Genomic DNA, 25,899 nt, shown 5'->3' on the forward strand with positions numbered 1-25,899 from the left:
TGTTATTTAGCTTCTTCGACAGAAACTAAGTGTTTAACTTTGTTTATCATCCCAAGGATAGCAGGGTTTGAATCATGCTCTACAACTTGTCCCATTTTACGTAGACCCAAAGCTTCCAAACCTCTCTTTTGAGAAAGAGGACAGTTGATTTTGCTTCGTACTTGTTTTACTAATAATTTAGCCATAATTTCCTTGAATTAACCTTTAAAAACTTTTTCTAAAGAAACACCTCTTTGTTTTGCAACAGTGTAAGCGCTTCTCATTTGTAATAAAGCATCAAAAGTCGCTTTTACTACGTTATGAGGATTTGATGATCCTTGAGATTTAGATAATACATCGTGAATACCTACTGATTCAAGAACTGAACGAACAGCTCCACCAGCAATAACCCCTGTACCATGAGAAGCAGGAATTAAAAACACACGTGCACCACCAAATTTACCTTTTTGTTCGTGAGGAACAGATTGTCCGTTCAAAGGAATTTTTACTAAATTTTTCTTAGCATCTTCTACTGCTTTCGCAATTGCTTCAGAAACATCTTTAGATTTTCCTAATCCGTGACCAACTACTCCGTTTTCATCACCTACAACTACAATAGCAGAAAAACCGAAAGCTCTACCACCTTTTGTAACTTTAGTAACACGATTAACACTTACCAGACGATCTTTAAGTTCAAGACCACTTGGTTTTACCAATTCTACATTTTTGTATTTAGACATAATATATTAGAATTTAAGTCCAGCCGCTCTTGCGCCTTCTGCTAATGATTTAATACGACCGTGATACAAATATCCACCTCTGTCAAAAGTGATGGTATCAATCCCGGCTTTTAACGCTTTTTCAGCAACTAGTTTTCCAACTGCAGCAGCTACTTCAACGTTAGTACCTTTTCCTATTTCTTTTTCTCTTGAAGATGCAGCTAATAAAGTAACTCCATTTACGTCATCAATAAGTTGCGCATAAATTTCCTTGTTACTTCTAAATACAGATAGTCTAGGGTTAGTAGCAGTACCACTAATCGATTTTCTAATTCTGAATCTAATTCTCTGTCTTCTATCAGATTTTGTTAATGACATAATCTTATTTTTTAAGCTGATTTACCTGCTTTTCTTCTTAATACTTCACCCACAAATTTAACACCTTTTCCTTTATATGGCTCAGGCTTACGGAAACCTCTGATTTTCGCAGCAACCTGACCTAAAAGTTGTTTGTCAAATGATGTTAATTTTACGATAGGGTTTTTACCTTTTTCAGATATTGTTTCAACAACTACTTCAGCAGCAACTTCTAAAACAATATTGTGAGAATATCCAAGAGCTAAATCTAGCTTTTGACCTTGGTTTGAAGCTCTATAACCAACTCCAACTAATTCAAGTTCCTTTGTAAAACCTTCATTTACTCCAATAATCATGTTATTGATTAGTGATCTGTATAATCCGTGTTTTGCTCTTTGGTCTTTATGATCAGACGATCTTTCAACTAAAGCCTGATCGCCTTCAACTGTTACAGTTACGTCCGAAAACTCCTGAGTAAGTTGACCTTTTTTTCCTTTTACTATAATAATACCGTCTTTAACTTCTACAGTTACGCCAGCAGGGATTACAATTGGGTTTTTACCTATTCTTGACATCTTATTTAGTCTTTAAAATTAGTATACGTAACAAATTACTTCACCACCTACATGTAATTGCTTAGCTTGTTTTCCAGTCATCAAACCTTTAGATGTAGAAACAATAGCAATTCCTAATCCGTTAAGGATTCTAGGTAATTTATCAGCACCTGCATATTTACGCAAACCAGGTTTACTAATTCTTTGGATATCTTTAATTACCGGCTCTTTAGTATCTTTGTCATACTTCAAAGCAATTTTGATTGAACCCTGAACAGAGTTGTCCTCAAATTTGTAACTCAAGATATAACCTTGATCAAATAAGATCTTAGTTATTTCTTTTTTTAGATTAGAAGCCGGAATTTCAACAACTTTGTGGTTTGCAGCCACAGCGTTACGAACTCTAGTCAAATAATCTGCAATAGGATCTGTATACATATGTATTTGATTGCGATTATGGTTTTCGGGAGACACTCGTCTCCCGAACCTTTAATCAATTAAAATTATTTTTTGGTCTGCAAAAGTACAAACTTATTATGAGATTACCAAGATGCTTTTTTCACACCAGGAATTAATCCATTATTAGCCATTTCACGGAAAGTTACACGCGAAATACCGAATTGACGAATATATCCTCTTGGTCTACCTGTTAATTTACAACGATTGTGCAAACGAACTGGTGAAGCATTTTTAGGTAATTTTTGTAATCCTTCAAAATCTCCAGCCTCTTTCAAAGCTTTTCTTTTCTCAGCATACTTTGCTACCGTTTTTTCTCTCTTAACCTCACGGGCTTTCATTGATTCTTTAGCCATGTCTTAATTCTTTTTAAAAGGTAATCCTAATTCAGCCAATAATGACTTTGCTTCCTTGTCTGTTTTTGCAGTAGTAACAAATGTAATATCCATTCCAGAAATTTTGTTTACTTTGTCAATATCAATTTCAGGGAAAATGATTTGCTCCAAAACTCCAAGATTATAGTTACCTCTTCCGTCGAAACCAGTAGCTTTGATACCACTAAAATCTCTAACTCGTGGCAAAGCAGAAGTAACAAGTCTATCTAAAAACTCATACATTCTTTCTCCACGTAAAGTAACTTTTGCTCCAATAGGCATCCCTTTTCTCAATTTGAAAGACGCGACGTCTTTCTTTGAAATTGTAGATACTGCTTTTTGTCCAGTGATCTTTGTCAACTCATCAACTGCATAGTCAATAAGTTTTTTATCAGATACAGCTGCACCAACTCCACGGCTCAAAACGATTTTTTCAAGTTTTGGAACTTGCATTACGTTTGTATATCCGAATTCCTCTTTAAGAGCAGAGATTACCCTACTCTTATATTCTTCTTTTAGTCTAGGTGTATATGCCATTACTATAGTACTTGATTAGATTTTTTTGAAAATCTTACTTTCTTATCTCCTTCTACTCTAATACCAACTCTAGTTGTTTCCTTAGTTTTAGGATCAATTAGTGAAATGTTTGATATTTGTATAGAAGCTTCTTTTTTAACGATACCACCTTGAGGGTTTTTAGCACTTGGTTTTGTATGTTTCGAAACCATGTTTACACCTTCAACTATCGCTTTATTTTTCTCACGGTAAACACGTAAAACTTTACCTTCAGCACCTTTATGGTCTCCAGCAATAACTCTTACGATATCTCCTGATTTTATTTTTAGCTTTATCATCTTAAAACGAATTAAAGCACTTCTGGTGCTAATGATACAATTTTCATGAATTGTTTTTCACGAAGTTCTCTTGCTACCGGACCAAAAACACGAGTTCCTCTCATTTCTCCTGCAGCGTTCAAAAGAACACATGCATTATCATCGAAACGGATATAAGAACCATCAGCTCTTCTCACTTCTTTTTTGGTACGTACAACAACTGCAGTTGAAACAGCTCCTTTTTTAACGTTACCGTTAGGAGTTGCATCTTTAATAGATACTACAATCTTGTCACCAACAGAGGCATACCTTCTTTTGGTACCTCCTAAAACACGGATAGTTAAAACTTCTTTTGCTCCCGTGTTATCTGCTACTTTTAGTCTTGATTCCTGTTGTACCATAATTATTTAGCTCTTTCTAAGATTTCAACTAATCTCCAACATTTTGTTTTACTTAAAGGACGCGTTTCGCTAATTCTTACAGTATCTCCAATGTTACAGTCGTTTGTTTCGTCGTGTGCAACATATTTCTTAGTTTTCAACACGAACTTACCGTATAATGGGTGTTTTACTTTTCTTACTTCAGCAATAACAATAGATTTATCCATTTTATTTGAAGTAACAACACCAATTCTTTCTTTTCTTAAATTTCTTTTTTCTTCCATCTTTCAGCAGAATACAATTATTGTAACTCTCTTTTAGTTAACTCTGTAGCCAATCTCGCAACTGTTCTTCTTACACTTCTGATTTGAAGCGGGTTCTCAATTGGAGAAATAGCGTGAGCCATTTTTAGGTCAGCATATACTTTCTTAGTTTGACTAAGTTTTTCTTGCAACTCCGCTGCAGAAAGATCTTTTATTTCTGATTGTTTCATAATATAAATTTAATTATGCTTCGAAATCTCTAGCAACAACGAATTTAGTTTTTACTGGAAGCTTTTGAGCCGCAAGACGTAAAGCCTCTTTTGCAACTGATAAAGGAACTCCTCCAACCTCAAACATAATTCTTCCGGGTTTAACAACGGCAGCCCAATATTCAACGGCACCTTTACCTTTACCCATACGTACCTCAAGAGGTTTCTTAGTAATTGGTTTGTCTGGAAATATTTTGATCCATAATTGTCCTTCTCTCTTCATGAAACGAGTAGCAGCAATACGCGCAGCTTCGATTTGACGAGAAGTTAAGAACATTCCATCTTCATGTACAGATTTAATACCAAACATTCCATTAGAAAGTTCATGCCCTCTTTGAGAGTTACCTTTCATTTTACCCTTTTGTACCTTACGGTATTTTGTTCTTTTAGGCTGTAACATTTTTCTTTAGTTTAAAAATTTACTTTCTTTTACGAGCGTCTGGTTTACTACCTTTATTAAAAGGTTTTCTGTCTCCTCTCGGAGAATCTCCACCTTTACCACCACCAGTTCCGGATTGTTTTTTATCCATTCCTGCAAGTGGGGAAAGATCTCTCTTTCCATAAACTTCACCTTTCATGATCCATACTTTGATACCCATTCTACCATAAGTAGTGTGAGCTTCAGCCAAAGCATAATCAATATCTGCTCTGAAAGTTGATAGAGGAATTCTACCTTCTTTGAAACCTTCTGAACGTGCCATCTCAGCACCATTCAAACGACCAGAAATCAAAACTTTGATACCTTCAGCGTTCATACGCATAGAAGCAGCAATAGCCATTTTGATTGCACGTCTGTAAGAAATACGGCTTTCGATTTGACGAGCGATGCTTGTCGCCACAAGATAAGCATCTAATTCAGGTCTTTTGATCTCAAAGATGTTGATTTGAACCTCTTTGTCAGTAACTTTCTTAAGTTCTTCTTTTAACTTGTCTACCTCTTGTCCGCCTTTTCCGATAATGATACCAGGTCTTGCAGTAGTGATAGTAACGGTTACAAGTTTTAAAGTTCTCTCGATTATTACTTTTGATACACTAGCTTTTGATAAACGAGCGTGGATATACTTTCTGATTTTGTGATCTTCAGCAAGTTTATCGCCGTAATCATTTCCACCATACCAGTTTGAGTCCCACCCTCTGATGATACCAAGTCTATTTCCAATTGGATTTGTCTTTTGTCCCATGCTGCTTAAGAATTGCTTTGTGTGTTATTGATAGCTCCAAGCACGATTGTTACGTGGTTAGAACGTTTTCTTATTCTGTGTGCACGACCTTGTGGAGCTGGACGAAGTCTTTTCAACATCATTCCACCATCTACTCTGATCTCTTTAACAAATAACCCAGCTTCTTCTAAATTACCTTCACTATTTTTTTGCTCCCAGTTGTTGATTGCAGATAATAATAGTTTTTCTAATTTTCTTGAAGCTTCTTTAGAACTGAATCTTAAGATGTTAAGTGCTCTTTCTACCTTCTGACCTCTTACCAAGTCCGCTACTAAGCGCATTTTTCTAGGTGAAGTAGGGCAGTTATTCAATTTTGCGAAAGCAATAGACTTATTAGCCTCTTTTCTCGCATCTGCTGTTTCTCTTTTACGAACTCCCATTGCTTCTTATTTTTTACCTTTATTTTTTGCTCCAGCATGACCTCTAAAAGATCTAGTTGGTGAAAATTCTCCTAATTTGTGACCTACCATGTTTTCTGTTACGTAAACTGGTACAAATTGACGACCGTTATGAACTGCGATAGTTTGTCCAACAAAGTCTGGAGTTATCATAGAAGCTCTAGACCAGGTCTTTACTACTCCTTTGTTTCCGTTTTCAATGTTTTCCTGAACTTTCTTGTCTAACTTATAATGAACGAAAGGTCCTTTTTTTAATGAACGTGCCATATCTTATTATTTCTTTCTACGTTCTACGATATACTTGTTACTCGGGTTTTTCTTAGAACGAGTTCTATAACCTTTTGCTGGTATTCCATTTCTTGAACGTGGATGTCCACCAGAAGAACGTCCTTCTCCACCACCCATTGGGTGATCAACAGGGTTCATAGCAACAGGTCTTGTTCTAGGTCTTCTTCCTAACCATCTTGTTCTACCAGCTTTTCCTGATACAACTAATTGGTGGTCTGAATTAGAAACAGCTCCAATTGTAGCCGAACAAGTTAACAAGATCAATCTCGTTTCACCAGATGGCATTTTGATTGTAGCATATTTTCCATCTCTTGCCATTAATTGAGCAAATGTACCAGCTGAACGAGCGATAACCGCTCCTTGACCTGGACGTAACTCAATACAAGAGATTACAGTTCCTAAAGGAATTCTGCTTAAAGGCAATGTATTACCAATTTCTGGTTGAGATTCTGGACCAGAAACTAATTTCTGACCAACTTTCAATCCGTTTTGAGCAATTACATAAGTTTTCTCCCCATCAGCGTAAGCTAATAAAGCGATAAATGCAGTACGATTTGGATCATATTCGATTGATTTCACTGTAGCCGGAATTCCGTCCTTAGTTCTTTTGAAATCAATAATACGATATCTCTGCTTGTGACCACCACCCGTATAACGCATGGTCATCTTTCCTTGACTATTTCTACCTCCAGAGTTTTTTATCGGCGCTATCAAAGAGCGTTCCGGCTTATCAGTTGTAATGGCGTCATAACCATTCACAACTCTAAATCGCTGACCTGGGGTAATAGGTTTTAATTTTCTTACTGACATTTTTCTATCTTAGATATTGTTGTAAAAATCAATTGTTTCTCCTTCTTGTACTTGAACAATTGCTTTTTTATATGCATTTGTCTTTCCACTGATCAAACCACTTTTAGTGTATTTTGTGCTTCTATCCGGTCTTACGTTCATCGTGTTAACTGAAACGATAGTTACTCCATAAGCAGCTTCGATAGCTTTCTTAATTTGAACTTTGTTTGCTTTTTTATCAACAACGAATCCGAAGCGGTTTAAAACTTCACTTTCTTTGGTTACTTTTTCCGTTACTATAGGTCTGATTATGATACTCATATTCCTATTATTTGCTTAAATTTTCTTCAATTAACTCTAAAGAACCTTCCAAAAGCACTAAATTATTAGTGTTTAATATAGCGTAAGTACTTATTTCTGAGCTAGTTACAACGCTAGAAGCCTTTAAATTGCGTGAGGACAAATATACATTTTTATTCGACTCTCCCAACACAAATAGAGATTTTTTATTTTCTAACCCTAAAGCTTTCAAAACGTTAATGAAATTTTTAGTGTTTGGCACTTCAAAATTAAAGTCTTCAAGAACGATGATATTCGCTTCTTTTGCTTTGATTGAGAATGCTGATTTTCTAGCCAATCTTTTTACAGCTTTATTCAATTTAAATGAATAGCTTCTTGGTCTTGGTCCGAAAATTGTTCCACCACCTTTAAACAATGGATTTTTGATACTTCCCGCACGAGCCGTACCTGTTCCTTTTTGTTTTTTAATCTTACGTGTACTTCCTGTCACTTCAGCTCTTTCTTTAGCCTTATGAGTTCCTTGTCTTTGATTAGCAAGATATTGCTTAACATCAAGGTATACAGCGTGATTGTTTGGTTCAATTGCGAATACTGAATCAGAAAGTTGAACTTTTCTTCCAGTATCTTTTCCGTTGAAATCTAATACTTTTACTTCCATTACTTCTGAATGATTACATAAGAGTTTTTATGTCCAGGAACGCATCCTTTAATAACAAGCAGGTTCTTTTCAGCAACCACTTTTAAAACTCTAAGGTTTTGAACTTTTACATTGTCTCCTCCCATTCTTCCAGCCATACGCATTCCTTTGAATACTCTGGATGGATAAGAAGAAGCTCCCACAGAACCTGGCGCTCTTAAACGGTTGTGTTGACCGTGAGTTGCTTGTCCAACACCACCAAATCCGTGACGTTTAACAACCCCTTGAAAACCTTTACCTTTAGACACACCTTGCACATCTACAAATTCTCCTTCAGCAAAAATAGAAACATCAATAAGATCTCCTAATTTTTGTTCAGTTGCAAAATCTTGAAATTCAACGACTTTTTTCTTAGCAACAGTTCCAGCTTTTTTAAAGTGGCCTAAAGCCGCTTTAGTGGAATGTTTCTCGTTTTTGTCATCGAAACCAAGTTGCAACGCTTCGTACCCGTCAACACCTTTGGTTCTGACTTGGGTAACAACACACGGCCCAGCTTCGATTACTGTACAAGGAATGTTTTTCCCGTTTTCATCAAAAATGCTAGTCATGCCGATTTTTTTACCAATTAACCCAGACATAAATATTAATTATTAATTACTAAAATTCCCTTCAATTTGAAAATAACAAAAATTTCCAAACAGGGAGTGCAAAAGTAGATATTAAAATTGAATATACCAAACAGTTACAAAAATTAAATGACTCATTATCAAAATCCAAGAAACAAACTTACCGCTAATTGTATTTAATTTATTCAAAAAAGCAGATTCCTCTTTTTAACTTAGAACATCATTAGCCTTAACAATTCCTTAATCAACAATAGAAAAAACTTTGCGAGCAGCCTAAATAAAGGATATTTCAACAAAAAAGAATATGATTAATTAAAGAAAAACATTTCAACAATCACAAAACAAAATTTTACACAAACAAAAAAAGCGAAACAGAAATGTTTCGCTTTTTTTTATAAAATATAATGAAAAATTATACTTTTATTTCTACTTCAACTCCACTTGGCAATTCAAGTTTCATTAATGCATCAATAGTTTTAGATGAAGATGAATAAATATCAATCAATCTCTTGTATGACATTACTTCAAATTGCTCTCTCGCTTTTTTGTTAACGTGCGGAGAACGAAGAACAGTGAAAAGTTTTTTGTGAGTTGGTAACGGAATTGGACCTGTTACAACTGCTCCAGTAGTTTTTACTGTCTTTACGATTTTTTCAGCAGACTTATCTACCAACATGTGATCGTAAGATTTTAGTTTTATTCTGATTTTTTGACTCATTTTCTTAAGAATTACGCGTTACCTTTTGCTTTTTTAATTACAGCTTCCGAAATATTAGAAGGTGTTTCTGCATAATGTGAAAACTCCATTGTTGAAGTAGCTCTACCAGAAGATAATGTTCTTAATGTTGTTACATATCCAAACATTTCTGATAAAGGCACATCAGCTTTAATAGTTTTAGCACCATTTCTGTCACCCATGTCATTCACCTGACCTCTACGACGGTTGATATCACCAACAATATCTCCCATGTTTTCTTCTGGCGTAATAACTTCCATTTTCATGATTGGCTCCAAAATAATTGCTCCAGCAGCTTTTGCTACTTCTCTATAACCCATTCTAGCTGCTAATTCAAAAGAAAGTGCATCAGAATCGACAGGGTGGAAAGATCCGTCTGTCAAAGTTACTTTCAAACTATCCACTTGATAACCAGCCAAAGGACCAGTTTTCATAGCTTCACGGAAACCTTTTTCTACAGATGGAATATATTCCTTAGGAACGTTACCACCTTTTACCGCATTAACAAACTGTAATCCTACAGGAACTTTACCATCAACTTCATCAGCTGGCTCAAGTGTAAATACGATATCACCAAATTTACCACGACCTCCTGATTGTTTCTTATAAGTTTCTCTATGAGTAGCAGTTCTTGTAAACGCTTCTTTATATTCAACTTGAGGCTCACCTTGGTTCACTTCAACTTTAAATTCACGTTTCATACGATCTACCAAAATGTCTAAGTGAAGCTCACCCATACCTGAGATAATAGTCTGCCCTGAAGCCTCATCTGTTCTAACAGTAAATGTTGGATCTTCTTCAGCCAATTTAGCCAAAGCCATACCCATCTTATCAACGTCAGCTTTAGTTTTAGGCTCAATTGCAATACCAATTACCGGCGCAGGGAATTTCATAGACTCAAGAATAATTGGGTGTTTTTCATCACACAATGTATCTCCAGTTTTGATATCTTTAAATCCAACAGCAGCCCCAATGTCTCCAGCTTCGATATAATCGATTGGGTTTTGTTTGTTAGCATGCATTTGATAGATACGAGAAATTCTTTCCTTATTTCCTGAACGGGTGTTCAAAACATAAGAACCAGCATCCAGACGTCCAGAATAAGCACGGAAGAAAGCTAAACGACCTACAAATGGGTCAGTAGCAATTTTAAATGCTAAAGCTGCGAACGGCTCTTTTACATCTGGTTTACGCAAGATTTTAGTTTGATCTTCTTCCAATAATTCAGCATCATCAGGATGAATTCCTTCGATACCTTCCTTATCCATTGGAGAAGGTAAATATTTACAAACCGCATCTAACATAAACTGAACTCCTTTGTTTTTGAAAGAAGAACCTGCAATCATAGGAATGATTGCCATATCCATAGTAGCAGCTCTTAAAGCTTTGTTGATTTCTTCCTCTGTGATAGAGTTTTCATCTTCCATGAATTTCTCCAAAAGATTTTCATCGTAATCAGCAACTGCTTCAATAAGAATCGATCTGTATTCTTTAACTTCAGCTAACATATCTTCCGGAATAGGCACAATATCAAAAGTCGCCCCTTGAGTAGCATCATGCCAGATGATAGCTTGGTTTTTTACTAAATCCACAACACCTTTGAAATCATTTTCTTCACCAATTGGCAAAGTGATTGCAACAGCATTTGATTTTAACATATCACGAACTTGTTGACAAACTGCCAAGAAGTTAGACCCCTGACGGTCCATTTTATTTACGAATCCCATACGAGGAACTCTATATTGATCAGCAAGTCTCCAGTTAGTTTCTGATTGAGGCTCAACACCATCAACAGCACTAAACAAGAAAACTAATCCGTCAAGCACACGTAAAGAACGGTTTACCTCTACAGTAAAGTCAACGTGTCCAGGAGTATCAATAATATTAAAGTGATATGGCAATGACTCAGGCAATATTTTACCTTGCTCCGTTGGAAAATTCCACTCACAAGTTGTTGCAGCTGATGTAATTGTAATACCTCTTTCCTGTTCCTGAGCCATCCAGTCCATTGTCGCAGCACCATCGTGCACTTCACCAATTTTATGTGATTTTCCAGTATAAAAAAGGATACGCTCAGTTGTTGTTGTTTTACCAGCATCAATGTGAGCAGCAATTCCAATATTTCTTGTATATTTTAAATCTCTAGCCATTTCTTACGAATTAAAATCTAAAGTGAGAGAAAGCTTTGTTAGCTTCTGCCATCTTGTGAGTATCCATTCTTTTCTTAACCGCAGCACCTTCTTCTTTAGCCGCAGCTAAACATTCTGACGCTAAACGTTGTGCCATAGATTTTTCATTTCTTCTTCTGGAATAAAGTATCAACCACTTCATTGCCATAGAAATTTTTCTGTCTGGTCTAATTTGCATTGGAATTTGAAATGTAGCTCCACCAACTCTACGACTACGTACTTCTACGTGAGGCATAACATTTGTTAAAGCATCTTTCCAAATTTCTAATGAAGATTTTTCTGAATCCTGCTTCTTAGACTCAATGATGTCAATAGCATCATAAAATACTTTGAAGGCTGTAGATTTCTTACCATCCCACATTAAGTTGTTCACAAAACGTGTTACCAATTGGTCGTTAAACCTCGGATCTGGTAAAAGTGGTCTTTTCTTTGCCGCTCTTTTTCTCATGTCTTTTTTTTAATAAAAAGTTATAGGTTATCCGTTAAATGTTATGTGTTAAAGATTTTTAACTTTCGCCTTCAAACCCTGACCCTTAACTCCTAACCTCCAACTCTTAACGTTTTAAATTACTTTTTTGCTTCTTTTGGGCGTTTAGCACCGTACTTAGATCTTCTTTGCGTTCTTCCTGCAACTCCTGACGTGTCAAGCGCTCCACGAACGATATGATATCTAACACCTGGTAAATCTTTTACCCTTCCACCTCGCACTAATACTATCGAGTGCTCTTGTAGATTGTGTCCTTCTCCAGGGATGTAGGCATTCACTTCATTACCATTTGTCAAACGTACACGCGCAACTTTACGCATTGCAGAGTTTGGTTTTTTTGGTGTAGTAGTGTAAACACGCGTACAAACCCCTCTTCTTTGAGGACAAGAATCTAAAGCAACCGATTTACTCTTCTTAGTGATCTGAGTTCTTCCTGTTCTTACTAATTGTTGAATTGTTGGCATAATTAATACTAAAAATTTATTATGTATATTAAATTCCCGCTTTTTACGGGGTTGCAAATGTATAAAATATTTTTCACTAAGCAAACGTTAATCCATTAATTTTCAATAACATTATTTATACTTATGTTTTTACAAACAAACAATAGATATTTGCAATACATTTAATAAAAAAATCAACTATTTAGATTTGAAACAGATTTTATACATATTATTCCTTTGCCTCGGATTAAACACTTATGCTCAAAATTTTTATTTAAAAATAGAAGGAACAAATCATACAGAAAATCTAACAATTGATTCATTAAACTACTCAAAAAAACATACGAACTTAAAATCATTATTTGAAGAGGCAAATAATTCCGTAAAAGAGCTTTCAAAAAAAGGATATTTAGACATTAACATATTAGAAAACAAAAGAATAAACGACAGCACTTACCTATCTAAAATCAACCTAAAAACAAGAACAAAATACATACATATATATATAGGTATAAATAATACTTTTTTTGATTCATCAGAAACTAAAAATGACACCTTAAAAATCCCATATGAAGACATAGAAAATTATCTAAATCAAAAAGTAATTGATGCTCAAAAATCAGGATTTGCGCTAACTAAAATAAAACTTGAAAATATCCGAAGAAAGAATTCAATAATTTATGCCGACTTAAATTTCAATACCGAAAAAAAACGCAATATAAATTCCGTTATTATAAATTACATAAATAGCAATCGTAAGGATATTTTCCCCAAAGGACACCTAAAACAAATCAATAAAAAATACACCAATAGAATTTTCAATCAGGAAACCGTCAAAGAACTATATAGCGATTTAAACAATTATGAATTCATTACACAAACAAAATATCCTGAAATATTATTTACAAATGATTCAACAAAAATATATACCTATCTGGAAAAAAGAAAAGCAAACACATTTGACGGCTACATCGGGTTTACTAATAACGAAAACAAGAAAATAAATTTTAACGGATATCTTGACGTTACATTACTAAACACACTTCATGCCGGAGAACAATTTTCTTTATATTGGAAAAGTGACGGTAATCAGCAAACCACTTTCAATACAAAAATAGAAATTCCATATATTTTTAAATCATCTTTTGGAATCAAGGCACAACTCAATATCTTTAAACAAGACAGTACATTTCAGAATTCTAAAACAGCAATCGATTTAGGGTATTATATCAATTATAATTCAAAAATATATTTAGGCTATCAATCTACTGAATCAAGTGATATTCAGAACACCAATAACACCTCAATAAGTGACTATAAAAATTCATATTTTACTTCAACATTTGAATACAAAAAAACAGATCCTGATAATCATTTATTCTCAAAAAAGACAAATATTAATTTTATAATTGGTTTTGGAAAAAGAAACACAAATAACCAACCAGAAACAGTTAGCACAAGTAGACAGTTTTACTCAAATCTGAATTTATCATATAATCTTGAACTTAATGAAAAAAATTTCATTAACATAAATTCACAAAATTTTTATTTAAAAAGCAATAACTATATTATAAATGAAATATTCCGTTTTGGTGGAATAAATTCAATAAGAGGGTTTTTAGAAAATAGTTTCCAGGCAAATTTTACTTCTTCAATTCTTACAGAATACAGATATATTGTTTCAAACAATATATATATCCATTCCATTACAGATTATGGCATATATCAAGACCTGACACGAAATACTCAGCCAAATGAAATTTCAAAATTAATAGCAATAGGACTTGGAACCGGCATACAAACAACAAACGGGTTATTAAAAATCACTTTTACCAATGGAGCACCAGACATTAAGCAATTACAATTATATAACACTATCGTAAACTTATGTTATAATGTTAAATTTTAGTGTTTTCCAAAAAAAGAGTTTCATTCATTAGGATAGTTAACAAATTATTAAGAGTTTTGCGTTACTAATTCAAAATATTTAAAAATGAAACTAAAGTTCAATGGATTCTTAGTGCTTTTAGTAGCACTAATGGCGCAATTTACTTTTGCGCAAGAAAGAGCTGTTTCAGGAACTGTTTCTGACAATGCAGGTATGCCTTTACCAGGTGTGAGTGTATTAGTTAAAGGAACAAAATCTGGAACACAGACTGATTTTGATGGTAAATTCTCTATCAAAGCATCAACAAGCCAAGTTTTGGTATTTAGCTACATTGGAATGAAAAGCCAAGAAGTAGTAGCAAGCTCATCAGTTATTAATGTTAAACTTACTGACGATTCAGTAGAACTCGAAGGTGTTGTAGTAACAACAGCTTTAGGTATTAAAAGAGAAAAAAAATCTCTTGGATATGCTACACAAGAACTTAAAGGTGACGCCGTATCCAATGTGAAAAGTTCTAACTTTGTAAACTCGCTATCTGGTAAAGTGGCAGGTTTGGAAATTAAAACTTCAGGAAATTTAGGTGGTTCTACACAAGTAGTTATTAGAGGAAACAACTCAATAGCTGGTAACAATCAAGCTTTATTTGTGGTTGATGGCGTGCCAATAGATAATAGCAACACAAATACAACAGATCAAAAAACTGGTAGAGGTGGTTTTGACTATGGTAATGCTGCATCTGATATCAATCCAGATGATATTGAAACTATTAACGTCCTAAAAGGTGCTGCTGCAACTGCACTTTATGGTTCTCGAGCTTCTAATGGTGTTGTAATGATCACAACCAAAAAAGGTAAAAGGCAAAAAGGTATTGGAGTAACAATAAATTCAAGTATAACTTTAGGAACTGCAGACAAAGAAACATTACCAAGATATCAGAATAAATATGGAGCTGGGTATGGTCCTTTTTATGACTCTGCAGATGGTTATTTTGGTTTGGCCGATATAAATGGAGATGGTATTGATGATTTAACAACTCCTTTTACAGAAGACGCATCTTATGGTGCAGCATTTGATCCAAATTTAATGGTTTACCAATGGAATTCCATTTATCCACAATTAACAGCAACTTACGGCAAAGCGACTCCTTGGGTGGCTGGTAAAGCAAATCCAAATTCAGTTTGGGGTACAGCCAGCACTGCAGTAAATTCTGTTTCATTAGATGGTGGTGATGAAAAAAATTCTTTTAGACTAGGTTTTACCAACTTAACACAAATAGGTAATTTACCCAACAGTAGCATCAAAAGAAACACTATAGCTTTTTCAGGATCGCATAATTTGACCGAAAAATTAAAAGCTTCCACTAGTTTCAATTTTATAAAAACTGATGGTAAAGGAAGAAATGGTACAGGTTATTCTTCTACTAACGTAATGCAGCAATTTAGACAATGGAATCAAATGAACGTTGATTATGATGAACAAAAAGCCGCTTATTTTCTTACAAGAGAGAACATTACTTGGAATCCTAACTCCTCTACTAATTTGAAACCAATTTATTCCGATAATCCATATTGGACATTCTATGAAAATTATGAGACGGATACAAGATCAAGATACTTTGGAAATGTCGCTTTAGATGACAAGCTAACTGATTGGTTGAGTATAATGGGTAGATTTTCATTTGACACTTATAGTGAATTGCAAGAGGAAAGAATAAATGTTGGAAGTGCAGATGTATCAAAGTATTCAAGATACAACAACAATGTTGCCGAATACAATTATGATTTAATGTTAAATTTTAATAAAAATATAACAGAAAAGTTAAATTTGGAAGGAAACATTGGTTGGAATCTAAGAAACAATATTCGAAACAGCATTTTTGCGGCTACCAACGGAGGTTTAAACAAAGCCCGTCTATATTCGCTTTCAAATAGTGTAGGTCCTATTGAATCCCCTACAGAATATGCTGCAAATAGTATGGTTGATGGTGAGTACATACGAGCAAGTTTAGGTTATGATAGTTTTGCATATCTAGAGGGTACCTTTAGAACTGACCGTTCTTCAAATTTACCAAAAGACAATAACAGGTATAATTATTTCTCCGTTTCAGGAAGTTTAGTCTTCTCTAAATATATTGATGCAAAATGGTTGTCATTCGGTAAATTAAGAGCCAATTATGCAGAAGTTGGTAGTGATACAACCCCTTATAGAGTTTTCAATACATTTGATATTGGAACTCCTTTTAACGGAACTGGGATTGCTTCAAATCCTGGCGCTCAAAATAATTTGAACCTTTTACCAGAGAGACAGGAAAGTTATGAATTTGGTATAGAAATGGCCTTTTTTAACAGACGTCTTGGATTTGATGTATCCTATTACAATAATTTAAATATCAATCAAATTACAAGTATACCATTATCAACAACCACAGGATATACTTCAGCTGTATTAAATGCTGGAACTATCGAAAACAAAGGGATTGAAGTACAGTTTAATGCTACACCAATTAAAACAAATGATTTCAGATGGGATTTAAATCTAAACTGGTCTCAAAATAAAAGTTTAGTTGTTGAATTACTTGGAGGTATTGAAAACTTGCAATTAGCATCCTTACAAGGTGGTGTGTCTATCAATGCAACACCAGGACAACCTTACGGAACCATCAGAGGTAGTGATTTTATTTATGCTGCAAATGGCCAACCAATTGTTAACCAAACAGGAACTGCGTCAAGAATTGGTACCTATCAAAGAACTGATGCAAGTAATGTGGTAATTGGAGATATCAATCCTGATTGGAAAGCAGGACTTAATAACAGTTTCACATATAAAAATTTCAATTTAAGTTTCTTAATTGATATGCAAAAAGGTGGAGATGTTTTCTCTCTTGATACATGGTACGGCTATGCAACAGGTATGTACGACTTCTCTGCAGCTGATAATGACTTAGGAAACCCAGTAAGAGACCCAATTACAGGAACACCTGGAAACTACGGTGCTGACAGTGGTGGTTTTATTTTGCCTGGGGTTGCTCCTGATGGAACACCAAACCAAGTTAGAGCTAATGGGAGTGTATATACAACTGCTTGGGGTTATGCAAGAGCTCCAAATAAACTTCACGTTTATGATGCGGGCTATATTAAGTTGCGTGAAGCAAGTTTAACTTATAATTTTAACACCAAAACATTAGGAGACTCTCCTTTCACTAATATTGCTGTATCATTAATTGGAAGAAATCTATGGATTATCGATAAAAACACTCCATATACAGATCCAGAAGCTGGTCTAAGTTCTGGAAATGTTCAAGGATACCAATCTGGAGCTTATCCATCTATAAGGGAAATCGGAGCAAGTCTTAAACTACAGTTTTAAAAAATTAAATTATGAAAAAAATAATATTAACAACTTTAACTATTATATCTTTAATGACATCATGTCAATCTGATGAGCAATATGAAGATAAAAATAGAGATCCAAAAAACCCTACACAGGTTAGTTCAGATTTTTTATTCAATTCTGCAACCAAGAGTTTATTTGATCAAATGACGAGCACCAATGTAAACACTAATATCTTTAGGATGTTAGGTCAGCATTGGACTGAAACGACTTACGTGGACGAAGCCAATTATGATTTCAATACACGCAATATTCCACAAAACCATTGGTCTGAAATGTACAGAGATGTTTTGTTGGATTTAGCTACTGCAAAAACAAATAATGATGCAGATACTGAAATTTCAGACGCTACCAAAAAAACAAGAAACGCTCAAATTGAAATATTGGCAGTTTATACTTGGGCACAAATGGTTGAAACGTTCGGAGATATTCCTTATAGTCAATCGTTAAATGCTGGTACTTATGTATTACCGGTATATGATGATGCTGCAACTATTTACGATGACTTGCTTACACGTTTGACTGCTGCAATTCCTAATTTAACTGATAGTGGTTTTGGTGCAGCGGATAATATCTATGGAGGGAATACCACCAATTGGAAAAAATTTGGTAATTCATTATTGCTAAGAATGGGAATACGTGTTGCAGATGTTCCAGCACTGGCAGCTAAATCAACTGCTGCAATTCAATCAGCTGTTAGTGGTGGAGTATTTACATCAAACGCTGATAATGCTGCTTTAACTTATTCTGGATCAACACCTAACACCAATCCTGTTTGGGTTGATTTGGTACAATCTGGAAGATCAGATTTTGTTATTGCCAATACATTAGTAGATAAGATGAATGCTCTTAATGACCCTAGAAGACCTTTTTACTTTGATGAAAATTTAGGAACTGGAGTTTATGTTGGTGGACCTTATGGTGATAACAATAACTTTTCAGCATACACTCATGTAAGTGCTAGAATAATAGACCCAACAAATCCAGCATCTTTAATGGACTATTCAGAAGTATGCTTTTACTTGGCTGATGCCGCAGAACGTTCTATTTCAGGAACACCAGCTGCTGCAGCCGGGTTTTATAATGCAGGTATTACTGCATCATTTGACTATTGGGGTACTCCTAACGTAGCTGCTTATTTACTTAATCCTGCCGTGAATTATGCAACAGCTTCAGGAACATGGAAAGTAAAAATTGGGACTCAGCTTTGGTTGGCCATGTATAACAGAGGTTATGAAGCGTGGACTGCTTGGAGAACTTATGATTTCCCAGGTTTTAACTTGCCAGCAGTATCTGAAGATCCTGTTCCGACAAGATATACTTATCCTATTAACGAACAAAATTTGAATAAAACCAACTATACTGCAGCATCTACAGCAATAGGAGGTGATAATCAAACAACAAAACTATTCTGGGATAAATTCTAATCGCCCCTAAAATTATTTAAAACCATCAGTGAAAGCTGATGGTTTTTTTTTTGAAACCAAAACCTATAAGAACTGTGAATTAAGAGATAAAAACAGCTAAATCCAAAGAGATTTTTTATAAAATTCTCTGTTTTCTTTAATAATTACGATTGTGTATATTATGCTTCATAATTTTGAATATTATGAGCTATCGGGTAAATTTAACCAAGGGAGAATTAGTTAATTTAAAACGGATAAAGCATGAAGCCAAGGATAGTAAAATTCTACGTAGGCACCAGTGTCTACATATGTTGCACACAGGAATGAAGCGACAGAATGTAGCTGAATTATTAGATATTTATATAGACACGATAACTGACTGGGTCAAAACCTATCAAGGCAATAATCGCGCAGAGCAAAGCAAAAAAGCATGGAATAGACTTGGCATGTTTACCCCATATAGTCCAAATCTGAATTTGATAGAAAGGTTATGAAAAGAAAAAAAATTAAGGAAAGTAATTAAAAAAAATACTATGAAGATTTCAAAACATTTAAAACTGTTATAGAAAAAAATTTGAAAATTTTGACCAGTACAAATTATAAGTTATCTCAAAACTTATCGTTTTAAACTAAAATGACCTTTCCCCTCTCGACCATCTTCTAATTTTATCGTATACCAATAATCATCTGAAGGCAGTGGGAATCCATTAAAATTTCCATCCCATCCTTCGTTTGATAATGGAACCATTTGTTTGATGAGTTTCCCATATCTGTCAAAAATATTAATCATGCTATTGGTATAAAAAGGAGTATTTACACCTTTTACATTCCAATAATCATTATAACCATCATTGTTTGGAGTAAAAAAAGCCGGTGCATCGAGCACTGAGATATTTTCTCTTATTTGCCCACAACCATCAATATTTTCTATTATTATTTCGTGAAATCCACCAGGCATATTTATAAAAATGGGAGAACTTTGAAATGGAGTTGTCGTACCATTTTCAAATTTAATCATATATTGGTAATTACTTGGATTTGCAACTTCAATCATAACATTATTTAACGATAGTATATCGTTTACAATTATGTTATTTATTCTTGCTGTATAAGACAAACTTACAATGCTTTTATGAGTTGCTGTACAACCATATTTATTTTTTACAATAACAGTATATTCGCCTTCTTTAGCAACAGTTATTGTTGGAGTTATTTCGTTTGTTGACCACAAATAGCTAAAATCGCTAGCAATGTCAGGTGCTAAAATTCCAGCATCTAATATAACCGAAGGACTTGCTGTGCCTTCGCAAATTATCATGTTTTCTAATGGATTGATTTTTGGAGTTGGTTCTACCACCAAATCAAATTGCCCAGTTCCATAACATCCGTCTTTATTTTCGGCACGAATAAAAAGTGTTTTTGAAGTCGAAGAATATAATCCCTTTAATTCATTTTTACCTAAATCTGCATCGTTTTTATTGGAATAAAAAAACAAAACAACATCCGATGGCAAACTTAATTCGATTTTGATTAATACCTTCTTTTGATCTAAATCAAATAATGTTGACCCATCACCGATGTCGCATTTGTTATAGGATTCAGGTAGTATTGCAATGTTTTTATTAACATGCAAAATAATGGTTCCAATGTTGTAGCAAGAAGAGTTGGCTTGAAATACTTTTGCATAAACAATTTCATCCCGAACATTATTTTGATAAATGACAGGAATCGATTGAATATTTTCAGTATCATTTTCCGCTTCAACAATGCTGTGATAATAGGTAACTTCAAAATCCTTTTGTCCTAAACATAAAGGTTCATTGGCAAGAGATAAATTAAATATTGACACACCATCTGATGGAAAAGCATCTCGCGTGTCGCACTGTATTAATTTATAAGGTGTTCCCAATATGCTTGGAGTTTCATATATCACAATGTTTTTTTCTACAGGTTCCCTATTTTCACCATTCACCGTTTTAATCAGGGTCACCTTATAATCGCCAGGTACCAAATAAGTATGATAGGGTTCTCTGTCAGTCGATGTCGTTCCATCGCCAAAATCCCAAACAACAGAGTCGATTGTTTCTACGGAATTAATAAAAAAATGGGTGGCTTGACCAAAACAATTAAATTCGTAACTAAAAGTATAAAGGAATAAAGAAGTAATGAATGGTGGCAACCCCTGTTCTGTGCTACCTGTTTTCAAATCAATGGCATTTGGTAAATAATTGCAACTAGTTCCGTCTAATTCTGGATTATTGATTACGGATATTTTATTACGTTTAAAATCAGTTGTTAGATATCCTGCACAGTATATTTTTTCATCGATGCCCAATTGTAGTGCTCCTGATATGAGAGGTGAAGTATTTACAATCGTCTTTGAGGATAGAATATTGGCACTTTTTAGGTCATATTGGATTAATGAACTTTCTAAAATGGTCTCACCATCTGCATTAAATTTATTTGCCGTAACATATATTTTTTTTGTTTTAGACGAAAATTCTACACCATAAGGATTTGAATTGCTCAATAGCAACATTTCATTACTTGTTATTCCAGTACTCGAATCGAAATCGTAAAGTAAAACATTGCCGGTATCTCTGATAGGATTGCCTTTTGGTCCATTTTCATTTGTTCGCCTTGAGGCATTGTTTGCTATAACTATTTTTTTTCCGTTAGGAGACGCTTTTAAGCATCCAATGGCATTGGCAAGATAACCTCCTATTGGGATAGTAAGAGCAGTCGTTGTCTTGACAGGATTATTATTGACTCCTTGTGCACTTATTTTGAAAGCATAAAAATTATTTATAAAATGTGTAATTACCCAAAAAGAAACCCCATCTCCGTGTTGAACGGCCGTAATTTTCTCGGAACATTTGTATTTGACTTCTTCGCTATCATTTAAATCATAAGTAACAAGAGGAACGTTTTTTTCAGTAACCACTATGTCTCCAAGACCATTGTTTAGCCTAATGTCAACTTGGGAATAATTCAATCCATTATTTGGAGGATTCATATCGTTTAATGGATTGTCATCGGCATTTGCGGGAAGTGGCTGGTCAACTGTAAAAATATAATATACATAAGGATTGTTTGGTTTTGGAACAATTATCGCCGACTGTGTACTTGAGTTATGCCCCAGTAAACCTGACCCATTTGGCATAATTTGATGGTTTTTATTGTAAACGATGGAGCCATCCGTATAAAAAAGTAAATTACCATCTTTATCAGAAATAGTGGCGCAACCCTCTTTAGTAATTAATTTGCCATTTGTTAGAGCAACCGGACTGCCTGAATTGAAATCAAGTCCAGCATAATTTCCAAAGAACCAGATAGCCGCTTCTTTTTGTGCAAAAGAAGGAGTTGCTAATATGAAAAGAATAAAAATGAATTGGGCACTAATTTTCATATTTCTTCAATATTTTATTTAAATTCAACAAAATACAATTTTTAAATTATAAAATAAAGAACAAGTATTTTATATATTAATAATTTGTCCTTGTATTTAATATAAAAATACATTTATCGTTTCGACTTTACAAGTCTGTTTTTAAGGAGAAATCTATTTAGAAAGAGTTAAGCTCATTGTTTATTTATAACTGCTTTATGTAAGTAAAAAATAGTTTTTACAGCCAAACCCAACGATTTATAAAGAAATTTTGGTTTTCTTTTAAAAAACAGTTTCTTGTTGATACTCGATAAACTGTTACTGCATTCAAATACGTACTAGATTACTTATAAAAAAATAAATCTTTGGAAAAGAATCTGATTTACTTTTTTCCTTTTACTTAAATATGAATTATATCTTTTTATATTTTTTTTTAGTGCTCACAAAAATAAAAAAACAGTACCTTAAAAATGGTAGTTTTTTGTACCTTTGCGCCATGGAAAAAGAACATCAAATATTTGGAATTAGAGCCATAATAGAAGCAATACAAGCAGGAAAAGAAGTTGATAAAGTATTTATACAAAAAGAAATATCCGGTGAATTAATGAAAGATTTAATGAAGGTAATGAAACGTGCCAACATCAATTTTTCGTACGTTCCTGTTGAAAAACTAAATCGTTTAACACCAAACAATCACCAGGGTGCCGTAGCCACAATATCACCTATTGGATTTATAGATTTAGAACATTTGGTAGAATCTACTATTGAAGCAGGTTCAAAACCTTTATTTTTGATTTTAGATCAGATTTCAGATGCCAGAAATTTTGGGGCTATCATCAGAACTGCAGAATGTACGGGCGTTAACGGAATTATTGTTCAGAAAGCAGGTTCTGCCCCAGTAAACGGAGATACTGTCAAAACTTCTGCCGGTGCCGTTTTTAATGTTCCTATTTGTAAAGTAGAACATATTAAAGATGCTATATTTTATTTGCAGGGATCCGGAATTAAAACTGTTGCTGCAACTGAAAAAACAGAACAGAATATTTACGACATTACCTTAAATGAACCTGTTGCTATTATCATGGGATCTGAAGACAGAGGTATCAATCCTTCTGTTCTTAAAATTGTTGATGAAAAAGCTAAGTTACCTATGTTTGGAACAATTGGATCACTGAATGTATCTGTTGCCTGTGGTGCTTTTTTATATGAGGCAGTTCGCCAGAGAAGCTAAATAGTTTGCTATTCAAATCAATTATTATCTTCTTTTGATTCACTTTTCGTAATGGTATAATTAACCAAAACATCAGAATTAAAATAGAAATTAGAATTCTCTGATTCTTCAATTGGTTTCTCTGTATTGACAAAGTTTCCGTTTTCGTCAAAGTGCTTCATAAAAGGATCATTTTCCGGGCTAAAATCAGTTTTTTGCCAATCATAAACGATAGGTTTTGTATATTCCGGCGTCTTGTAAAACAAGGTCATTGCAAAGCCGGATATAAAACCTGCCAAATGCCCTTCCCAGGAGATTGAATTATCAATTTCAGGAAAAACATACCAGATCATTCCACCGTAAAGCAATATAACCGATAATGAAAGTGCTACTAACCGATAGTAGCCAGTCTGAATCCCTTTGAAAAAAATAAAACTTACCAAAACATAAATCAATCCACTAGCACCAATATGATAATTTTCACGACCAATTATCCAGGTAATTAATCCGGAAAAAAGAATTCCGAATACGATTACCTTAACAGATAGTTTGGGATAAAAGTACTGCAGAGCTGCTAACAATACCAATAATGGAATTGAATTATTGTATAAATGATTTAGATTTTCATGAATGAAAGGACTAAACAAAATACCTTGTAAACCTGAAAAGTCTCTTGGATAAATTCCGTTTTTGTAAAAATCAAAATCATAACGAATCTGGAACCAGTACAAAATCCATAAAAAAAGAACAAAAAATACTGGAAATCCAATAACTGCGTTAGAAAATTTAAACTGATTGTCATCCATATCGGGTATATTTCGTAAATTGAATAAATATCAAAAAACTATCCAAATACAATTTACTGATAATTTGTCAGTTTAACGCAAATATCATCATATACAAATTATAGCCCTGATGGAAACAGTATCCTTTTTTGGCTTTTTCTGCCAAAAAGATATAGTGGACAGCAGGACACTGACGAAGTAATTAGCTTCTAAAAAAATTAAAATCCAAATTGAAACTCGTAATTTTACAAAATGGAAGCACCTTTAGCCGAGCGTATTCGCCCACAGAAATTAGAAGATTATATTAGTCAAAGCCATTTGGTTGGACCAAACGGATCATTGACGCAACAAATTTCTAAAGGAATTATTCCGTCATTAATATTTTGGGGACCACCGGGAACTGGAAAAACAACTTTAGCCCAGATTATCGCACAGGAATCTAAACGACCGTTTTATATACTAAGTGCGATAAATTCCGGCGTGAAAGATATCCGGGATGTGATTGAAAAAGCCAAACAAAGTGGTGGATTGTTTACTACCAAAAATCCGATTCTTTTTATTGATGAGATTCACCGATTTAGCAAATCCCAGCAGGATTCACTATTGGCAGCTGTAGAAAAAGGCTGGATTACCCTTATTGGTGCCACGACTGAAAATCCGAGTTTCGAGGTTATACCTGCTTTATTGTCACGCTGTCAGGTTTATATATTAAATGCATTCAGCAAGGAGGATTTGGAAAACTTACTTCATCGTGCCATGAAAATGGATACAGAGTTGGCTTCAAAAAATATTATCTTAAAAGAAACAGAAGCCATACTACGCCTTTCTGGTGGTGATGGCAGAAAATTATTGAATATTTTTGAGCTTGTTGTCAATGCTTCTGCGAATGACGAAATCATTATTACAAATGACCGTGTTTTTGAATTGGTACAGCAAAACACAGTTTTATATGATAAAACCGGCGAACAGCATTATGATATTGTCTCGGCTTTTATAAAATCGATTAGGGGTAGTGACCCAAATGGTGCTGTTTATTGGCTGGCCAGAATGATAGAAGGCGGTGAAGATGTAAAATTTATAGCAAGGAGAATGCTTATTTTATCTAGTGAAGACATTGGAAATGCCAATCCCACGGCTTTTATTATGGCAAATAATACTTTTCAGGCAGTATCCACTATTGGGTATCCTGAGAGCCGAATTATACTAAGCCAATGTGCTATTTATCTGGCTACCTCACCAAAAAGTAATGCTTCGTATATGGCAATTGGAAGCGCACAACAATTAGTCAAGCAAACAGGTGACCAGCCTGTTCCTATTCATTTGCGCAATGCACCAACAAAGCTCATGAAAGAATTGGGCTATGGTGAAGATTACAAATATTCACATGATTATGCAAATAATTTTGCTGAACAGGAGTTCTTGCCAGATGCCATAAAAGAAACGGTTCTTTATAATCCGGGAAGCAATTCCAGAGAGAATAGCAACCGTGAATTTTTAAAGAACCGTTGGAAAGATAAATATGGTTATTAAACCCT

The 25,899-nt window shown here is 34.3% G+C and carries 31 protein-coding genes; 6 read left to right on the forward strand and 25 right to left on the reverse strand.

The window, feature by feature from the left end; genetic code table 11:
• Positions 1 to 2: 2 nt before the first annotated feature.
• From rpmD to rpsL, 23 genes are all read right to left on the reverse strand, one after another.
• Positions 3 to 185 carry a 50S ribosomal protein L30 gene (rpmD, locus tag J2W48_RS04725; protein ID WP_017495010.1) on the reverse strand — a complete coding sequence of 61 codons (183 nt, stop codon included), beginning with the start codon at positions 183 to 185 and terminating at the stop codon, positions 3 to 5.
• Positions 186 to 197: 12 nt separating this feature from the next.
• Positions 198 to 722 carry a 30S ribosomal protein S5 gene (gene rpsE / locus J2W48_RS04730; RefSeq protein WP_085950271.1) on the reverse strand — a complete coding sequence of 175 codons (525 nt, stop codon included), beginning with the start codon at positions 720 to 722 and terminating at the stop codon, positions 198 to 200.
• A gap of 3 nt (positions 723 to 725) precedes the next feature.
• Positions 726 to 1,076 (reverse strand): 50S ribosomal protein L18, encoded by a 351-nt coding sequence (rplR, locus tag J2W48_RS04735; protein WP_072960630.1) that lies wholly within the window; start codon positions 1,074 to 1,076, stop codon positions 726 to 728.
• Between the two features lie 11 nt (positions 1,077 to 1,087).
• Positions 1,088 to 1,630 (reverse strand): 50S ribosomal protein L6, encoded by a 543-nt coding sequence (rplF, locus tag J2W48_RS04740; protein ID WP_310278814.1) that lies wholly within the window; start codon positions 1,628 to 1,630, stop codon positions 1,088 to 1,090.
• Between the two features lie 18 nt (positions 1,631 to 1,648).
• Positions 1,649 to 2,047 (reverse strand): 30S ribosomal protein S8, encoded by a 399-nt coding sequence (gene rpsH / locus J2W48_RS04745; RefSeq protein WP_160374439.1) that lies wholly within the window; start codon positions 2,045 to 2,047, stop codon positions 1,649 to 1,651.
• Between the two features lie 104 nt (positions 2,048 to 2,151).
• Entirely contained in the window at positions 2,152 to 2,421 is a 270-nt protein-coding gene (gene rpsN / locus J2W48_RS04750; protein WP_007803655.1) for a 30S ribosomal protein S14, read from the reverse strand.
• A 3-nt stretch (positions 2,422 to 2,424) separates the two neighbouring features.
• Complete coding sequence (gene rplE, locus J2W48_RS04755; RefSeq protein WP_007803652.1) at positions 2,425 to 2,976, reverse strand: 50S ribosomal protein L5; 552 nt, start codon at positions 2,974 to 2,976, stop codon at positions 2,425 to 2,427.
• 2 nt (positions 2,977 to 2,978) lie between these two features.
• Positions 2,979 to 3,293 (reverse strand): 50S ribosomal protein L24, encoded by a 315-nt coding sequence (gene rplX, locus J2W48_RS04760; protein ID WP_007803650.1) that lies wholly within the window; start codon positions 3,291 to 3,293, stop codon positions 2,979 to 2,981.
• A gap of 11 nt (positions 3,294 to 3,304) precedes the next feature.
• Complete coding sequence (gene rplN, locus J2W48_RS04765; protein ID WP_007803649.1) at positions 3,305 to 3,673, reverse strand: 50S ribosomal protein L14; 369 nt, start codon at positions 3,671 to 3,673, stop codon at positions 3,305 to 3,307.
• 2 nt (positions 3,674 to 3,675) lie between these two features.
• Positions 3,676 to 3,936, reverse strand: a complete 261-nt coding sequence (gene rpsQ / locus J2W48_RS04770; RefSeq protein WP_007803646.1) for a 30S ribosomal protein S17 — start codon at positions 3,934 to 3,936, stop codon at positions 3,676 to 3,678.
• A 17-nt stretch (positions 3,937 to 3,953) separates the two neighbouring features.
• Positions 3,954 to 4,145 carry a 50S ribosomal protein L29 gene (gene rpmC, locus J2W48_RS04775; protein WP_031456038.1) on the reverse strand — a complete coding sequence of 64 codons (192 nt, stop codon included), beginning with the start codon at positions 4,143 to 4,145 and terminating at the stop codon, positions 3,954 to 3,956.
• 13 nt (positions 4,146 to 4,158) lie between these two features.
• Positions 4,159 to 4,584 carry a 50S ribosomal protein L16 gene (gene rplP, locus J2W48_RS04780; RefSeq protein ID WP_007803637.1) on the reverse strand — a complete coding sequence of 142 codons (426 nt, stop codon included), beginning with the start codon at positions 4,582 to 4,584 and terminating at the stop codon, positions 4,159 to 4,161.
• A 19-nt stretch (positions 4,585 to 4,603) separates the two neighbouring features.
• The gene (rpsC, locus tag J2W48_RS04785; RefSeq protein ID WP_310278821.1) at positions 4,604 to 5,365 is read right to left on the reverse strand and encodes a 30S ribosomal protein S3; all 762 of its coding nucleotides are present in this window, start codon (positions 5,363 to 5,365) and stop codon (positions 4,604 to 4,606) included.
• 5 nt (positions 5,366 to 5,370) lie between these two features.
• Positions 5,371 to 5,784 (reverse strand): 50S ribosomal protein L22, encoded by a 414-nt coding sequence (rplV, locus tag J2W48_RS04790; RefSeq protein WP_007803631.1) that lies wholly within the window; start codon positions 5,782 to 5,784, stop codon positions 5,371 to 5,373.
• A gap of 6 nt (positions 5,785 to 5,790) precedes the next feature.
• Complete coding sequence (gene rpsS, locus J2W48_RS04795) at positions 5,791 to 6,069, reverse strand: 30S ribosomal protein S19 (RefSeq protein WP_007803626.1); 279 nt, start codon at positions 6,067 to 6,069, stop codon at positions 5,791 to 5,793.
• A 6-nt stretch (positions 6,070 to 6,075) separates the two neighbouring features.
• A complete protein-coding gene (gene rplB / locus J2W48_RS04800) occupies positions 6,076 to 6,900 on the reverse strand; it encodes a 50S ribosomal protein L2 (RefSeq protein WP_007803623.1) in 825 nt (274 codons plus the stop codon).
• Positions 6,901 to 6,909: 9 nt separating this feature from the next.
• Entirely contained in the window at positions 6,910 to 7,200 is a 291-nt protein-coding gene (rplW, locus tag J2W48_RS04805) for a 50S ribosomal protein L23 (protein ID WP_310278824.1), read from the reverse strand.
• Between the two features lie 7 nt (positions 7,201 to 7,207).
• Positions 7,208 to 7,837 carry a 50S ribosomal protein L4 gene (gene rplD / locus J2W48_RS04810; protein WP_310278826.1) on the reverse strand — a complete coding sequence of 210 codons (630 nt, stop codon included), beginning with the start codon at positions 7,835 to 7,837 and terminating at the stop codon, positions 7,208 to 7,210.
• Positions 7,837 to 8,454 carry a 50S ribosomal protein L3 gene (gene rplC / locus J2W48_RS04815; RefSeq protein ID WP_007803612.1) on the reverse strand — a complete coding sequence of 206 codons (618 nt, stop codon included), beginning with the start codon at positions 8,452 to 8,454 and terminating at the stop codon, positions 7,837 to 7,839. Before rplC ends, rplD begins: the two co-directional genes overlap by 1 nt.
• 400 nt (positions 8,455 to 8,854) lie before the next feature.
• A complete protein-coding gene (gene rpsJ, locus J2W48_RS04820; RefSeq protein ID WP_007803605.1) occupies positions 8,855 to 9,160 on the reverse strand; it encodes a 30S ribosomal protein S10 in 306 nt (101 codons plus the stop codon).
• An 11-nt stretch (positions 9,161 to 9,171) separates the two neighbouring features.
• A complete protein-coding gene (gene fusA / locus J2W48_RS04825; protein WP_310278828.1) occupies positions 9,172 to 11,328 on the reverse strand; it encodes an elongation factor G in 2,157 nt (718 codons plus the stop codon).
• A 10-nt stretch (positions 11,329 to 11,338) separates the two neighbouring features.
• Positions 11,339 to 11,815: a 30S ribosomal protein S7 gene (rpsG, locus tag J2W48_RS04830; protein ID WP_007803600.1), complete on the reverse strand. Its 477-nt coding sequence runs from the start codon at positions 11,813 to 11,815 to the stop codon at positions 11,339 to 11,341.
• A 119-nt stretch (positions 11,816 to 11,934) separates the two neighbouring features.
• A complete protein-coding gene (rpsL, locus tag J2W48_RS04835; RefSeq protein ID WP_007136570.1) occupies positions 11,935 to 12,318 on the reverse strand; it encodes a 30S ribosomal protein S12 in 384 nt (127 codons plus the stop codon).
• 187 nt (positions 12,319 to 12,505) lie between these two features.
• Here rpsL and J2W48_RS04840 point away from each other — a divergent pair, with 187 nt between their 5' ends.
• From J2W48_RS04840 to J2W48_RS23060, 4 genes are all read left to right on the forward strand, one after another.
• The gene (locus J2W48_RS04840) at positions 12,506 to 14,206 is read left to right on the forward strand and encodes a BamA/TamA family outer membrane protein (RefSeq protein ID WP_310278831.1); all 1,701 of its coding nucleotides are present in this window, start codon (positions 12,506 to 12,508) and stop codon (positions 14,204 to 14,206) included.
• Between the two features lie 84 nt (positions 14,207 to 14,290).
• On the forward strand, positions 14,291 to 17,551 hold the full coding sequence (locus tag J2W48_RS04845) for a SusC/RagA family TonB-linked outer membrane protein (RefSeq protein ID WP_310278834.1): 3,261 nt from the start codon (positions 14,291 to 14,293) through the stop codon (positions 17,549 to 17,551).
• A gap of 11 nt (positions 17,552 to 17,562) precedes the next feature.
• Entirely contained in the window at positions 17,563 to 19,002 is a 1,440-nt protein-coding gene (locus J2W48_RS04850; protein WP_310278837.1) for a SusD/RagB family nutrient-binding outer membrane lipoprotein, read from the forward strand.
• 182 nt (positions 19,003 to 19,184) lie between these two features.
• Positions 19,185 to 19,475 (forward strand): helix-turn-helix domain-containing protein, encoded by a 291-nt coding sequence (locus tag J2W48_RS23060; protein WP_409025163.1) that lies wholly within the window; start codon positions 19,185 to 19,187, stop codon positions 19,473 to 19,475.
• Positions 19,476 to 19,597: 122 nt separating this feature from the next.
• On the opposite strand, the gene J2W48_RS04855 is transcribed toward J2W48_RS23060, so the two are convergent.
• Positions 19,598 to 22,390 carry a T9SS type B sorting domain-containing protein gene (locus J2W48_RS04855; protein ID WP_310278840.1) on the reverse strand — a complete coding sequence of 931 codons (2,793 nt, stop codon included), beginning with the start codon at positions 22,388 to 22,390 and terminating at the stop codon, positions 19,598 to 19,600.
• 475 nt (positions 22,391 to 22,865) lie between these two features.
• Between J2W48_RS04855 and rlmB the strand changes: the two genes are divergently transcribed.
• Entirely contained in the window at positions 22,866 to 23,600 is a 735-nt protein-coding gene (gene rlmB, locus J2W48_RS04860; RefSeq protein ID WP_310278843.1) for a 23S rRNA (guanosine(2251)-2'-O)-methyltransferase RlmB, read from the forward strand.
• A 17-nt stretch (positions 23,601 to 23,617) separates the two neighbouring features.
• On the opposite strand, the gene J2W48_RS04865 is transcribed toward rlmB, so the two are convergent.
• Positions 23,618 to 24,385 (reverse strand): rhomboid family intramembrane serine protease, encoded by a 768-nt coding sequence (locus tag J2W48_RS04865; RefSeq protein WP_310278847.1) that lies wholly within the window; start codon positions 24,383 to 24,385, stop codon positions 23,618 to 23,620.
• A 231-nt stretch (positions 24,386 to 24,616) separates the two neighbouring features.
• On the opposite strand from J2W48_RS04865, the gene J2W48_RS04870 reads away from it, so the two are divergent.
• Entirely contained in the window at positions 24,617 to 25,894 is a 1,278-nt protein-coding gene (locus tag J2W48_RS04870; RefSeq protein ID WP_310278851.1) for a replication-associated recombination protein A, read from the forward strand.
• Positions 25,895 to 25,899 lie beyond the last annotated feature (5 nt).

It is taken from the genome of Flavobacterium piscis (assembly GCF_031457575.1).
GTDB classification, from domain to species: domain Bacteria; phylum Bacteroidota; class Bacteroidia; order Flavobacteriales; family Flavobacteriaceae; genus Flavobacterium; species Flavobacterium piscis_A.